This window comes from Bradyrhizobium sp. CCBAU 53340 (assembly GCF_015291645.1).
Taxonomy (GTDB): Bacteria; Pseudomonadota; Alphaproteobacteria; order Rhizobiales; family Xanthobacteraceae; genus Bradyrhizobium.
On sequence record NZ_CP030055.1, the window covers coordinates 7,233,581 to 7,246,262 of the forward strand.

The following is a 12,682-nucleotide window of genomic DNA, read 5'->3' on the forward strand; positions in this document are numbered from 1 at the left end:
ATGGCCGCCCGACCCAGCTGCCGCATATTGACTCCTCCCAAAATCGTTATACAACATAACTATTCTGACAAGGACGCAAATGACACAGGGAAACGCCGAGACCGCTGGCGCGGGCGCCTCCGGGCTGCTGCAAATCGAGAGGGTGGACCGGGTTCTGACCGTGGGTCTGAACCGGCCGGCCAAGCGCAATGCGCTCAACGACGGCATCATCCTCGAAATCGGCGAATACTTTGCGTCCCTGCCCGAGGATATCGGCGCGGTCGTCATCCACGGCATCGGCGACCATTTCTCCAGTGGTCTCGACCTGTCCGAGCTTCAGGACCACGACGCGACCGGCGGGCTTCTGCATTCGCAGATGTGGCACCGGGTGTTCGACCGCATCCAGTATAGCCGCGTCCCCGTCATCGCCGCGCTGAAGGGCGCCGTGATCGGCGGCGGGCTGGAGCTTGCCTGCGCGGCGCATATCCGCGTTGCGGAACCCTCGACTTACTTCGCGCTACCGGAAGGTCAGCGTGGCATCTTCGTCGGCGGCGGCGGCTCGGTGCGACTGCCGCGGCTGATCGGCGTCGCGCGCATGATGGACATGATGCTGACGGGTCGCGTTTATAGCGCGACCGAGGGCGCATCCTACGGCTTTGCGCAATATGTCACGGAGGCCGGCAACGGCCTCACCAAGGCGCTGGAGCTTGCAGCCAAGATCGCCTCCAACGCGCCGCTGACGAATTTCGCGGTGCTGCAGGCGCTGCCGATGATTGCGGAAGCCAATCCGCAGACCGGCCTCTTGATGGAATCGCTGATGGCCACCGTTGCGCAGAGCGACAAAGAGGCAAAACGCAGGATCCGCGAATTCCTCGAGCACAAGACCGCCAAGGTGAAGCCAAAGTCATGAGCGCGCAGACGTCCTCTTCCAACACGGAGCGCGGCGTGAGCGATTCTCCGCTGCGGCCCATTTCGTTCGGCGACCCCGCCGTCGACATCGAGCGTCGCGCCGACGGCACGATCTATCTGCGGCCCAAGCAGCCGCTCGGCGACTATCCCATCCGCATTACCGACCGCCTGCATCACTGGGCGGCGACGACGCCGGACCGCATCTTCATGGCAGAGCGCGAAGGCGGCCGCGGCTGGCGCAAGATCACCTATGCCGAACTGCTCACCGCGAGCCGCCATATCGCCTCAGGGCTGATCCAACGCGGCCTGTCCGCGGAACGGCCGGTCGTCATCCTCTCCGGCAATTCGATCGACCACGCCCTGCTGGCCTTCGGCGCGTTTTATGCCGGCATTCCGTTCTGCCCGGTGTCGCCGGCCTATTCGCTGGTGTCAAAGGATTACGGCAAGCTGTCCTATCTGATGAAGCTGCTGACGCCCGGCCTCGTCTTCGCCGAGGACGCCGACAAGTTCGCGGACGCGCTCGCCACCAATGTCTCGCTCGGCACCGAGATCGCCGCCTCCTTTGGCCACGTGCCGGGCCGCGACGTCACCCTGCTCGCCGACCTCATGGCAACGCCTGTTCGCAGCGACCTCGACGCGGTGCACGGCAAGATCGGCCCTGACACGATCGCAAAATTCCTGCTGACGTCGGGCTCGACCGGCAATCCCAAGGCCGTCATCAACACCCAGCGCATGATCTGCGCCAACCAGGTGATGCTGCGCGAGACTCTCGCCTTCCTCAAGGACGAGCCGCCTGTGATCATCGACTGGCTGCCGTGGAACCATACCTTTGGCGGCAACCACAATATCGGGCTGACGCTGTACAATGGCGGCTCGATGTATCTGGACGCCGGCAAGCCGATGCCTGGAGGCATCGAGGAGACCGTGCGCAATCTCCAGGAGATTTCGCCGACGGTCTATTTCAACGTGCCCAAGGGCTATGAATCGCTGCTGCCCTATTTGCGCGATGACCAGGGCCTGCGCGCAAAGTTCTTCGACCGGCTGCATGCAATGTTCTTCTCGGGTGCGGCGCTGTCGCCGTTCGTCTGGAACAGCCTGGACGAGCTCGCCGTGAAGGAGAAGGGCTATCGCGTGCCGATGCTCACGGGCCTCGGCGCGACCGAGACCGCGCCGTTCTTCATGTCGGTCAATCCGCGCACCAGCCGCTCCGGCCACGTCGGGCTTCCGGTATCCGGCAATGACGCCAAGCTCGTTCCGAATAACGGCAAGCTCGAAGTGCGCGCCAAGGGGCCGAACGTGATGCCCGGCTACTGGCGCCAGCCCGACATCAGCGCGAAGTCCTTCGACGAGGAAGGCTTCTACAAGATGGGTGATGCGCTCAAGCCGGCCGATCCTGACGATCTCAACGCCGGCTTCGATTTCGACGGCCGCGTCAGTGAGGATTTCAAGCTTGCGAGCGGTACCTGGGTCAGCGTCGGTCCGCTGCGCGCACGCCTCACCGCCGCCTGCGCGCCGCTGGTGCGCGACGTCGTCATAGCCGGCATCAACCGCGACGAAGTCTCCGCGCTCGTCGTCCTCGACCTCGACGGCTGCCGGCTGATCAACCCGACGCTGCCGGCAGACGATCTCACCGTCACCGCGCGCGACCGCCTGGTGCGCGAGGCTTTCCGCGAGCGCTTGACGCGCTTCCTCAGCCAGGCCACCGGCTCCTCGACGCGGGTCACGCGCGCGATTCTCATGGACACGCCGCTCTCGATCGACAAGGGCGAGGTCACCGACAAGGGCTCGATCAACCAGCGCGCGGTGCTCGAACATCGCACCTCGTTGATCGAGGAGCTCTACGCTGCCAATCCATCGAGCCGTGTGATAACGGTCGGCTAGCACATCATAAGGAGAACGCCATGTTGTTGAAGGATCAGGCAGCCATCGTCACCGGCGGCGCATCGGGGCTTGGCGCAGCCACTGCGCGAAAGCTGGCGGCGCAGGGCGCCAAGGTCGCGGTCTGCGATCTCAATACCAAGCTTGCCGAAACCGTTGCCGCCGAGATCAAGGGCGTCGCCGTGACCTGCGACGTCTCCGACGCCGCCTCGGCGGAAGCTGCGATCGCGCAGGCGACCAAGGCCCACGGCCCTGCCCGCGTGCTGGTCAACTGCGCTGGCATCGGCGTTGCAAAACGCGTGGTCGGTCGCGACGGCCCGATGGCGCTCGCCGATTTCGACAAGGTGATCAAGGTCAACCTGATCGGAACCTTCAACATGCTGCGCCTGGCCGCGACCGAAATGTCCAAGCTCGAGCCGCAGGCATCAGGCGAACGCGGCGTCATCATCAACACCGCCTCGGTCGCCGCCTATGACGGGCAGATCGGACAGTCGGCATACTCGGCCTCGAAGGGCGGTATCGTCGGCATGACGCTGCCGATCGCGCGCGAACTCGCGCAATTCGGCGTTCGCGTGCTGACCATCGCGCCGGGCCTCTTCCTCACCCCGTTGCTCGCCAACCTGCCGCAGGAAGCCCAGGATTCGCTCGCCGCCGCGATCCCCTTCCCGCGCCGGCTCGGCAACGCCGACGAATTCGCGGCACTCGCGCTGCACATGGTCGAGAACTCCTATCTGAACGGCGAAGTGGTGCGCCTCGACGGCTCACTGCGCATGGCGCCGAAGTAAGAAGGCAAGCAAGGCCAACGCATGTTCGTGAACCGGCGCGACGTCCAGATCCAGTGGGGCGACTGCGACCCCGCCAACATCGTCTATTACCCGCGTTATTTCGCGATGTTCGACGATTCGACGTCGGCCCTGTTCGAGGTCGCCGGTTTTTCCAAGCAGGACCTGGTCCGCAAATACGGCCTTGTGGGTATCCCCATGGTCGACACGCGGTCCAAGTTCTACATCCCCTCGACCTATGGCGACTGGATCACCATCGAGACCAGAATCGAGAGCATCAAGCGCCCGAGCTTCGAGGTGAAGCACAACGTCTACAAGGGCGAGGCGCTCGCCATCGAAGGTTTTGAGACCCGCGTCCTGGTCGGCCGCGACCCCGTTAACCCCGACAGACTGAAATCGGCACCATTCCCTCCGGAAATGGTAGCCAAATTCACAGGAAGCCAGGTCCGGAGCTAATCGCCACATCGCCAAAAGACGGGGCTGAATTCATCCCCGATTTCTGCTTTCAAAGAATAACGTCAAGGGAGGAATTGATGAAACGCTTTTACCTAACCGCCGCCATTGCGGCGGCGACACTGGCGCTGCCGGCCCTGCCCGCGCTGGCCCAGACCAACGAAATCACCATCGGCATCAGCGTGACCACCACGGGTCCCGCCGCCGCTCTCGGCATACCCGAGCGCAACGCGCTGGAATTCGTGCCGAAGGAAATCGGTGGCGTGCCGCTGAAGGTGATCGTGCTCGACGACGGCGGCGACCCGACCACGGCAACCACCAACGCGCGCCGCTTCGTCACGGAGTCCAAGGCCGACATCATCATGGGCTCGTCGACGACGCCGCCCTCGATTGCGGTCTCCAACGTGGCGAACGAGGCCGGCATTCCGCATTTCGGTCTCGCGCCGTTCCCGATCACGCCGGAGCGTGCCAAGTGGTCGGTGTCGATGCCACAGCCGATTCCGATCATGGGCAAGGTGCTCTATGAGCACATGAAGGCCCACAACGTGAAGACGGTCGGCTATATCGGCTACTCCGACTCCTACGGCGACCTCTGGTTCAACGACTTCAAGGCCCAGGGCGTGCCGATGGGCATGACCATGGTCGACGAGGAACGCTTTGCGCGGCCGGACACGTCCGTCACCGGACAGGTCCTGAAGCTCGTCGCGGCCAATCCCGATGCAATCCTGGTTGGTGCCTCCGGCACTGCGGCGGCCTTGCCGCAGACCGAACTGCGCGAGCGAGGCTATCAGGGCCTGATCTATCAGACCCACGGCGCCGCCAGCATGGACTTCATCCGCATCGCCGGCAAAGCCGCCGAAGGCGTGCTGATGGCGTCCGGTCCGGTGATGGATCCGGAAGACCAGCCCGACAGCGCCCTCACCAAGAAGCCGGGTCTGGCGCTCAACGCCGCCTATGAAGCCAAATACGGCCCGCACAGCCGCAGCCAGTTCGCCGGCCATTCCTACGACGCCTTCGAGGTCCTGAAGCGCATCATCCCGACCGCACTGAAGACGGCCAAGCCCGGTACGCCGGAATTCCGCGAGGCCATCCGGCAGGCATGGCTGACTGAACGGGACATCGCGGCGAGCCAGGGCGTCTACAACTTCACCGAAAAGGATCGCTACGGCCTCGACGATCGCTCGCGCATCCTGCTCACGGTCAAGGGTGGCAAGTACACGCTCGCGAAGTAAGAGACGACGGTTTCCGAAACGACGAGAGCCGGCCCATTGGGCCGGCTCTTTTCTTTTGCGTGTCCCGCCCCGTTTGCGTCAGGCCGCCTGCCGCAGCGGCGTCCAGGCGAACTCGGGATAGTAGGTGTCCATCATCCGGTCGACATAAGCGGTGAGGTTTGGAAATCCTTCCGTGCGCTGCCGCAGATTGGATTCAAAGAACGGCGTCAAAATGCCCGCGAGCGCGCCGAACGCGGTGGCGTCGACACCGCAGGGCCTGTCGCCCATCAGATAGGATTTGTCGCCGAGCTGCACAGACAGCGCAAACAGCGAGCGAACAGCGAGATCGACGTCGTCATCGGGCGCATGGCGGCCGAGACCGGAAAGCAGATAATTCTCGGCGACGCGGAACTGGGCATCCTCGCGCAGCTTCTCACGGTTATGCTCGGGCGCGCCATCGAAGAAGTGCGCCGGCCCCTTGGCGAAATTGGCAGCATCGACCCAGCGCGCGCCGACCAGCGCCCAGTAGACGTGATGCTCGATCATGCGCTCGAAGGCCCAGGCTTGTGCGCGCTCAACCAAGGAGAGACCGGCGTCGAAGTCGAAGCCGTAGCGGCGCTCGATATGGGCGCGGATGAAGGTGGAATCGGCGACCGCCTCGCCGCCATCATCGATGAACGGCAGCTGCCCCTTGGGCGATGCAGGCGGCATCGCTCGCTCCTTCCGGTAGGGCAGTCCCGCCATCTTGAGCTGCACCTCCGTCTTGGTGACGAAGGGACTGATTTCCGGCAGGCCGAAGCCGGTGCCAAAGCCATAAAGCGTGATCATGGGAAGCTCTCCTGAACCTGCCGAAAGAGTTGACGGAACCTAGTGCCGGGCTGCTGCCACCATGGTGGCAGCAGCCGTGATATCCTCTGCAAAACGGGCCCCCCGCCAGGCGCGGCCCATCACATGGCGGACCAGAGCGTCCGCAGCCTGGACCAGCGAACGTGTCAGCACGGTCGCAAGCGCAACGCGGAGATCGACGATCGTGAGATCGAAAAACGTGAGGCGGCTGAAGGCCCAGGCATACAGCGAGGCAAGCAACGGGACCTGGCTCCGCCACAACGGACCGGCCGGACCGAAATGGGTTGGAATGATCATGGACAAATCCTCTTCAGTCGATGTGTTGTCTCGGTATAGAACTCCCCTGCTGCCAACATCCTGTCAGCAGCCACGCGTCGTTGTCTGATCCGTCCCCGATGAGAGCATTGTCATGAGACGCGCCGACCGGCTGTTTCAGATCATCCAGGTGCTGAGGCGCACACGTAAGCCGCTGACGGCGGACGCGATTGCGGCCGAGCTCGAGACCTCAAAGCGAACGATCTATCGCGACATCGCAACCCTGATCGGTCAGCGCGTGCCGATCCGCGGTGAAGCCGGCATGGGATACATTCTCGAGAAGGGTTTCGACCTGCCGCCCTTGATGCTGACACCGGACGAAATCGAGGCGGCGGTGCTCGGAGCGCAATGGGTCGCGGGTCACGCCGATTCCACCCTGGCTCGCGCGGCCGAAGATTTGATGGCCAAGATCGCCGACACGGTGCCCGAGCGGCTGCGCCCCTTCGTGCTCGAGCCGGCGAGCCGCGCGCGGCCGAGCTGGAACAGGGAGCCGGACCGCCTGGACATGGCGCGCACCCGCACCCAGATCCACGAAGGCAAGAAGATCATGCTGCGCTATCGCGACGAGCAGGGCCGTCCCAGCGAGCGCATGATCTGGCCGATCTCGGTCGGCTATCTCGAAGCCGTGCGCCTGCTCGCGGCCTGGTGCGAGCTGCGCGGCGACTTCCGCAGCTTCCGCACCGACCGGGTCGTGGATGCGACTTATCTCGACGAAAGATATCCTGAAAGGCGCGATGTGCTGCGCGCGAAATGGCGGCAGAGCCTGGTCTGGGGCCCACCGAAGGACACATGACGCTGATGGAGGAGATTGATCTATCGAGCTGTTGCCAGAGCTGCGGCGCCTGCTGCGGCTATTCGCAGAACTGGCCGCGGTTCTCGATCGAGAGCGACGAGGAGCTCGCGTTGATTCCGGCGGCGCTCGTCAACGAGCGTCAATCCGGCATGCGCTGCGAGGGTGACCGTTGTTCGGCGTTGCAGGGAGAGATCGGCAAGGCGACCAATTGCGGCATCTATGCCGTGCGGCCGGAAGTGTGCCGCACCTGCATGCCGGGAGACGCCGAATGCGCGATGGCGCGGCGGAAGTTCGGGCTGCCGATTATTGAGACCGCTTAGGCCAGAACGGCTTCGGCGATCTCGTCGTCGATTTCGTCCTCAAGCGGTGCGAGCACCGAGAGCGGCTTGGTCGACAGCGTGATCGGCTTGCGGCCCCCCGACAGCGACGGCGACGATTTGGCCGAACCTTCGCGCGACAGCGCGTAGAGCGTCGAGCCGACACGGCCGCCATTCTCGATCAGGTCGCGCTCGCTGCAGCTGGCTGCGATCGCTACCGCAAGGGAATGAAGGTGGCTACGGCGATAGCAGAACAGCGCGAGCCTGGCGCGCGCGTCAGGGGAAACACTCTCAACCAGCCTCGGCAGGCCACTCTCGCTGGCGCGGTACATCTCGCCAAGGAGCTCGTCGCGAACCGGGCAGAAATCGCTTTCATAAGCGTCGCGGCTTGAAAACATTGCAGTTCTCCCTCGTGTCCGGAAGATGCCGCGTAATTCTCTAATGAAAGGTTAACTACCCTGGGCGGTAGTCACCCGGTGTCCTTGCCTTATGCCGCGAATCGGAAGGGCTACCTACTCGGGTTGAATACGGGGGCGGCTGAGTCGCAGCCGTGCTTCGGTGGCGACTCAGCCTCCTTGGGGCTGAGGCCCGACCGCTAGTTCGCCGCCATGAAGATGGAGAGGCCGAAGCCGGTCAGGTGGTGCAGCGCCTGGTCGACGCCGATCAGGGTCCAGAACCAGGGGTGCTCCTGGTTGACGCCGAAATTGGCCGAGACCAGTCCCTTGGCGCGATCGATCGTGATGTGGATGACGAAATCGATCAGCGCCACGAACCAGAATTTCGGCGCGACGATCAGGATCAGCGGCAGCGCAACCGCAAGATGAATCAGGCAATGCACCAGAAGCGGCAAGGCCCAGCCGTGCTTCTGATCCTTGCCATGCGCCATCCATGCCGTTTGCAGGACGAAATCAGCGATGATGTGCTTGAAGGTCAGCAACAACATCCAGCCAATAAGCGCTTCGACCGGAACCGCCGATGACAGGGGTGGAAACGACAAAGCCGACGCCCTCGTTGAACTCGAAAAGGAAAAATGGAGCGTTCAGCGCAACTTCTTCTTGGACCCGACAGATCGTCGGGACTGATGATTTATGACATTTCCCGCGCCGGAAAGCAGCCGGGGGAACTGGAAAATCGCCAACTGTGGCTAAACGGTGATAGCATTCCCCATCGGCGGAAATCGGCCGGGAAGGACATCTGCGGCGCGAAATTTGCCTCCCGTTGCCGGCGCGCTATCATCCTCAGGTAGAGGATTATCGTTCTTTTTTCAGACGCTTACGAAATTTTCGCGTGCCGTCGGCGATGGCCGTGCCCGCCCGCAAATCCAGCAATAAGGCCAGAGTGCTGCCATGAGTGCTGAAGGCCCGACCTCATCGACCGAACTCCCGCCGCCCCGGCGTCCCAAGGTGATCAAGACCAATCAGCAGCAGGTTCTGATCTATGTCGTGCTGACCCTGCTGTTGTCGCTGGCCACCGTCTGGGCCGGCCGAACCCTGCTGCACAATTCGGAGACGCTGATCTTCGCCGTCGGCGCTCCCAACAGCGACGAAGCGCTGTTCGCGACCAAGCTTGCCAACGTGCTGAAGACCAATGCTTCGCGCTTCCGGGTCAAGATCGTCAATAATTCCGACAACGCCAAGGCGATCGCGCAGTTCGAGCGCAGGCAGGCCGATCTCGCCGTCCTGCGCACCGATGCCAAGGTGCCCGCGCGGGCGCGTACCCTGGCGATCCTGGAGCACGATCTCGTGCTGCTGCTCGGTCCCGGCAACAAGAAGATCAAGTCGCTCGCCGAACTGAAAAAGAAAAAAGTCGCAGTCCTCGCGGAGAACGACGCCTCGCTCGCCTTCGTCCGCAACCTCCTCGACGTCCCTGACGGCCCCGACGCCGCGAAAATCCAGATGGCGCCGCAAGGATCCACGCTGGAGAAGCTGTTCGCGCCGGCCAACGGCTTCAGTGCGGTGATCGCCATCGTCCACGCCTCCAAGGCCGTGCGCGACAAGGCCTATGAGCAGGTCGCCAAGCGTGGCGGCTTCACGCTGAATGCGATCGACGATGCCAAGGCGCTGGCACACAGATTCCCCGGCATTTCCGACGAGACATTGACGGCCGGCACGGTGTCCGCATCGCCCGAGATCCCCGACGACGATCTCGACACGATCGGACTCGAATGGCTGCTGGTCGTCCAATCCAGGATGTCGGCGACCACCGCCGGCGACATCGCGCGCATCGTCTACGAGAACAAATCCGCGCTCGGGCTCGACAACGGCTTTGCGACCCATATCGAGCCGGCGTCCGTCGAGAAGGACGCCTTCGTGATGGCGCATCAAGGCGCGGCCGACTACATCAACGACGACACCAAGTCGTTCATGGATAAGTACAGCGACATGATGTATCTGGGCGCCGCCGCGCTCAGCGTCATCGGCTCGATCTTCGCGGCGATCTACGCCAAGGTCACCCGCATCGCGCCGGAAAAGGCCAGCGAGCTCTCCACCGCCATCCTCGACGTCGGTGAGCGCATCGAGCACGCCCATTCGCTGGATCAGCTCGAATGCCTCCAGGACGAGCTCGAGAGTATCCTGCGCGGCGCCGTGATCGGTCTGCGCGACGGCACGATCAGTACCGACGGGCTCGATACCTTCAAGCTTGGCTACGAGTTCGTCCGCGATGAAATCGGCATGCGCCGCGACTATCTGAAGCGCCACGCCAGCGAGATCGAGAAGGCCGCGGTTGGGGCCCTTTCTCCCCAGCATGACGACGCCAACGTCGTGGTGGTGAAAACAGCTCAGAGTGCCTGACCTATCGATCTGCGTCGCGCGCGAGGGGGGGCCTCGCCTTCGCCGGAGTCCTTCTGGAACTGATTCCCTCGTGCAACCGTTGGTCATCGGCAGAACCGGAGAACGCGCCATGCGTATGCTCCTTCTCATCATCTTGCTGGGAATGCTGGTTGCCGTCGGTTACTTCGGCTATTCGGCCATGTCGGTCGAAGGTGACCCGATCCCGACAGAAGGTTATGTGGCACTGGCGCTCGGGGCGGGGTTCTCCGTGGTCGTCGGCATCGGCCTGATGATGCTGCTGTTCTTCAGCAGCCGCCGAGGCTACGACGAGCCTCCCCATTTCAAGTAGCGACCAGGCCGGGCGCCCACCCCAGCCACCTGCAAGACGCATCCAAGCCCTGATCCGGGCGGAGGATGCACCTGTCCGCCCCGTCGTTGACGGCCCCGGTGCGGGCGGGCACTTTGGCGCCGAAGTCCCAGCCCGGGACCATAAGCCTCAAGATCGAGCCGCCATCCCGCATGTCCAAGCCGATGTTTCCCGCTCTGGCCCAGTTCGTGGCCGCGACCGCCGGCCGCAACATGACCAAGGCGGCCTATATGGCCGTGTCTGTCGGCGTGCTCAGCATGGTGCTGCTGACGGTCGATCCGGCCTACGAGACGGCGCACCGCTGGGTCGATTTTCTGCTGTGGGCGTGCCTGGTCTATTTCGTGTTCGAATGGCTGGTCCGGCTGCGCCACATGCGGCGACAGGGCCGGCTGGCCCTCTATATGTCCTCCTCCGCCGGGCTGGTCGATGCATTGGGGGCACTGGCCGTACCGCTGGCGCTGATCTCCGGCGCCGATCCCAAGACAGCCTGGCTGCTGAGCGTGCTCTGGGTCTTGAAGGTGGTGCCGGGCATTCCGGGCCTGCGCCAGCTCCGGCGCGTGCTGGTGCTGGAATCGGGGCCGCTGGTCAGCGTGCTCGTGATCTTCCTGATGGTGGTCTTCCTCGCCTCCGTCGCCGAATATTTCCTCGAGCGGGACGTGCAGCCGCAAACGTTCGGGAGCGTCCCCGCCGCGTTGTGGTGGGCGGTCGTCACTCTGACCACGACGGGGTATGGCGACGTCGTGCCGGTCACGCCACTCGGCCGCTTGGTCGCCGCACTGGTGATGATCTCCGGTCTCGGCGTGTTCGGCCTCTGGACCGGTATCCTGGCGACCGGTTTCGCGGCGGAGACGCGGCGCGACAATTTCCTCAAGACCTGGGAATCCGTCAGCAAGGTACCGTTCTTCGCGGCGCTGGGCCCGGCGGCGATCGCCGACGTCACCCATATGCTGCGCACCATGGAGCTGCCGGCGCGCACCATGATCATCCGCAAGGGTGCACAGGGTGACTGCATGTATTTCATCGCCGCAGGCGCGGTCGAGGTCGACCTGCCCGGCAAGAAGGTTCAGCTCGGCGAAGGCGCCTTCTTCGGCGAGATGGCGCTGCTGGGCAACAATGTGCGCGGCGCCAATGTCTCGACCACGAAAGTGTCGCGCCTGCTGGTGCTCGACCTCGTCGACTTCCGCGTGCTGATGGCACGGCATCCTGATCTCGCCGAGACCATCGATGCCGAAGCGAAACGCCGCGCACTCGAAAACAAGTGAATGGAGACAAGAATGTCGGACACAGCCGACGCAGCGAGCAGCCCCGTGCTCGAGATCACTGGCGCACGCGCCACCATTCGCCTCAATAGGCCCAAACATCTCAATCGGCTCCAGGCAGAGGATCTCGGCGAGCTGCTGAGATTGTTCGATCGGGTGGAAGCCGATCCTGATATCCGCGTCCTGGTGCTGACCGGCACAGGACGCGCGTTCTCCGCCGGCTACGACTTGAATTCGGTCGCCGAGCGCGCCGTGAGCGCCAACGAGCAGCAGAGCGCGGGTTCGGCTTTCGAGATCGTCGTCAACCGCCTCGAAGACCTCGGCGTACCGACGATCTGCCGGCTCAATGGCGGCGTCTATGGCGGATCGACCGACCTCGCGCTTGCCTGCGATTTCCGCATCGGGGTCGACACCGCCGAGATGTTCATGCCCGCGGCGCGGCTCGGACTGCACTATTACAGGAGCGGCATCAAACGCTACGTGACGCGGCTCGGCGTCGACAATGCGAAAAAGCTATTCCTCACGGCGCAGAAGATCAGTGCACCGGAAATGCTGCGGATCGGCTACCTCACCGCCATGGTGGCGGTCGAGTTTCTGGACGAGGAAGTCGACAAGCTCGCCAACATCCTCGCCGGCAATGCGCCACAAGCGATGCGCGGAATGAAGCGCGCCATCAACGAATTCGCCCGCGGCGAGCTGGATGAGCAGGCTGCCGACCAGCGTCACCGCGACAGCATGCGCGGCGAGGAGATCAAGGAAGGCATCAAGGCGTTCGCGGAGAAGCGGGCACCGCGGTTTTGAG

Annotated in this window: 15 protein-coding genes; 11 read left to right on the plus strand and 4 right to left on the minus strand. The window is 63.7% G+C overall.

Annotated features, from left to right (window positions below; genetic code table 11):
• Positions 1–79: 79 nt before the first annotated feature.
• The 5 genes from XH89_RS34305 (at position 80) to XH89_RS34325 (ending at position 5,233) form a co-directional block, all read left to right on the plus strand.
• Positions 80–889, plus strand: coding sequence for a crotonase/enoyl-CoA hydratase family protein (locus tag XH89_RS34305; RefSeq protein WP_194464695.1), 810 nt, complete (start codon positions 80–82; stop codon positions 887–889).
• On the plus strand, positions 886–2,769 hold the full coding sequence (locus XH89_RS34310) for a feruloyl-CoA synthase (protein ID WP_194464696.1): 1,884 nt from the start codon (positions 886–888) through the stop codon (positions 2,767–2,769). Before XH89_RS34305 ends, XH89_RS34310 begins: the two co-directional genes overlap by 4 nt.
• A gap of 20 nt (positions 2,770–2,789) precedes the next feature.
• Positions 2,790–3,551, plus strand: coding sequence for an SDR family NAD(P)-dependent oxidoreductase (locus tag XH89_RS34315; protein ID WP_194464697.1), 762 nt, complete (start codon positions 2,790–2,792; stop codon positions 3,549–3,551).
• A 21-nt stretch (positions 3,552–3,572) separates the two neighbouring features.
• Positions 3,573–4,004, plus strand: coding sequence for a thioesterase family protein (locus XH89_RS34320; RefSeq protein WP_194464698.1), 432 nt, complete (start codon positions 3,573–3,575; stop codon positions 4,002–4,004).
• 77 nt (positions 4,005–4,081) lie between these two features.
• Positions 4,082–5,233 (plus strand): ABC transporter substrate-binding protein, encoded by a 1,152-nt coding sequence (locus XH89_RS34325; RefSeq protein WP_194464699.1) that lies wholly within the window; start codon positions 4,082–4,084, stop codon positions 5,231–5,233.
• Positions 5,234–5,311: 78 nt separating this feature from the next.
• Here the strand turns inward: XH89_RS34325 and XH89_RS34330 are convergent, their stop codons facing one another.
• Together XH89_RS34330 and XH89_RS34335 are read right to left on the minus strand one after the other, a co-directional pair.
• Positions 5,312–6,040: a glutathione S-transferase family protein gene (locus XH89_RS34330; protein ID WP_194464700.1), complete on the minus strand. Its 729-nt coding sequence runs from the start codon at positions 6,038–6,040 to the stop codon at positions 5,312–5,314.
• A gap of 39 nt (positions 6,041–6,079) precedes the next feature.
• Positions 6,080–6,355: a hypothetical protein gene (locus tag XH89_RS34335; protein ID WP_194464701.1), complete on the minus strand. Its 276-nt coding sequence runs from the start codon at positions 6,353–6,355 to the stop codon at positions 6,080–6,082.
• Between the two features lie 112 nt (positions 6,356–6,467).
• Here XH89_RS34335 and XH89_RS34340 point away from each other — a divergent pair, with 112 nt between their 5' ends.
• Both XH89_RS34340 and XH89_RS34345 read left to right on the plus strand, forming a co-directional pair.
• Entirely contained in the window at positions 6,468–7,166 is a 699-nt protein-coding gene (locus XH89_RS34340; protein ID WP_194464702.1) for a YafY family protein, read from the plus strand.
• A gap of 5 nt (positions 7,167–7,171) precedes the next feature.
• On the plus strand, positions 7,172–7,486 hold the full coding sequence (locus XH89_RS34345) for a YkgJ family cysteine cluster protein (RefSeq protein ID WP_194468715.1): 315 nt from the start codon (positions 7,172–7,174) through the stop codon (positions 7,484–7,486).
• Here XH89_RS34345 and XH89_RS34350 read toward each other — a convergent pair.
• On the minus strand, positions 7,483–7,881 hold the full coding sequence (locus XH89_RS34350) for a hypothetical protein (protein ID WP_194464703.1): 399 nt from the start codon (positions 7,879–7,881) through the stop codon (positions 7,483–7,485). The two genes, XH89_RS34345 and XH89_RS34350, sit on opposite strands and share 4 nt — an antisense overlap.
• 197 nt (positions 7,882–8,078) lie before the next feature.
• Complete coding sequence (locus tag XH89_RS34355; protein ID WP_177248139.1) at positions 8,079–8,426, minus strand: DUF3307 domain-containing protein; 348 nt, start codon at positions 8,424–8,426, stop codon at positions 8,079–8,081.
• 403 nt (positions 8,427–8,829) lie between these two features.
• Between XH89_RS34355 and XH89_RS34360 the strand changes: the two genes are divergently transcribed.
• The 4 genes from XH89_RS34360 to XH89_RS34375 all read left to right on the plus strand — a co-directional run bounded on the left by XH89_RS34360 (position 8,830) and on the right by XH89_RS34375 (position 12,681).
• Entirely contained in the window at positions 8,830–10,275 is a 1,446-nt protein-coding gene (locus XH89_RS34360; protein WP_194464704.1) for a TAXI family TRAP transporter solute-binding subunit, read from the plus strand.
• A gap of 109 nt (positions 10,276–10,384) precedes the next feature.
• A complete protein-coding gene (locus tag XH89_RS34365) occupies positions 10,385–10,603 on the plus strand; it encodes a hypothetical protein (protein WP_194464705.1) in 219 nt (72 codons plus the stop codon).
• 170 nt (positions 10,604–10,773) lie between these two features.
• A complete protein-coding gene (locus tag XH89_RS34370; RefSeq protein WP_194464706.1) occupies positions 10,774–11,883 on the plus strand; it encodes a cyclic nucleotide-gated ion channel in 1,110 nt (369 codons plus the stop codon).
• 12 nt (positions 11,884–11,895) lie between these two features.
• The gene (locus XH89_RS34375) at positions 11,896–12,681 is read left to right on the plus strand and encodes an enoyl-CoA hydratase/isomerase family protein (protein WP_194464707.1); all 786 of its coding nucleotides are present in this window, start codon (positions 11,896–11,898) and stop codon (positions 12,679–12,681) included.
• Position 12,682: the final 1 nt, after the last annotated feature.

Bases quoted from the DNA above. Each gene is read 5' to 3' on its own strand.
- XH89_RS34305 (WP_194464695.1), top strand. From the start codon at position 80: ATGACACAGGGAAACGCCGAGACCGCTGGCGCGGGCGCCTCCGGGCTG.
- XH89_RS34310 (WP_194464696.1), top strand. From the start codon at position 886: ATGAGCGCGCAGACGTCCTCTTCCAACACGGAGCGCGGCGTGAGCGAT.
- XH89_RS34315 (WP_194464697.1), top strand. From the start codon at position 2,790: ATGTTGTTGAAGGATCAGGCAGCCATCGTCACCGGCGGCGCATCGGGG.
- XH89_RS34320 (WP_194464698.1), top strand. From the start codon at position 3,573: ATGTTCGTGAACCGGCGCGACGTCCAGATCCAGTGGGGCGACTGCGAC.
- XH89_RS34325 (WP_194464699.1), top strand. From the start codon at position 4,082: ATGAAACGCTTTTACCTAACCGCCGCCATTGCGGCGGCGACACTGGCG.
- XH89_RS34330 (WP_194464700.1), bottom strand. From the start codon at position 6,040: ATGATCACGCTTTATGGCTTTGGCACCGGCTTCGGCCTGCCGGAAATC.
- XH89_RS34335 (WP_194464701.1), bottom strand. From the start codon at position 6,355: ATGATCATTCCAACCCATTTCGGTCCGGCCGGTCCGTTGTGGCGGAGC.
- XH89_RS34340 (WP_194464702.1), top strand. From the start codon at position 6,468: ATGAGACGCGCCGACCGGCTGTTTCAGATCATCCAGGTGCTGAGGCGC.
- XH89_RS34345 (WP_194468715.1), top strand. From the start codon at position 7,172: ATGGAGGAGATTGATCTATCGAGCTGTTGCCAGAGCTGCGGCGCCTGC.
- XH89_RS34350 (WP_194464703.1), bottom strand. From the start codon at position 7,881: ATGTTTTCAAGCCGCGACGCTTATGAAAGCGATTTCTGCCCGGTTCGC.
- XH89_RS34355 (WP_177248139.1), bottom strand. From the start codon at position 8,426: ATGTTGTTGCTGACCTTCAAGCACATCATCGCTGATTTCGTCCTGCAA.
- XH89_RS34360 (WP_194464704.1), top strand. From the start codon at position 8,830: ATGAGTGCTGAAGGCCCGACCTCATCGACCGAACTCCCGCCGCCCCGG.
- XH89_RS34365 (WP_194464705.1), top strand. From the start codon at position 10,385: ATGCGTATGCTCCTTCTCATCATCTTGCTGGGAATGCTGGTTGCCGTC.
- XH89_RS34370 (WP_194464706.1), top strand. From the start codon at position 10,774: ATGTCCAAGCCGATGTTTCCCGCTCTGGCCCAGTTCGTGGCCGCGACC.
- XH89_RS34375 (WP_194464707.1), top strand. From the start codon at position 11,896: ATGTCGGACACAGCCGACGCAGCGAGCAGCCCCGTGCTCGAGATCACT.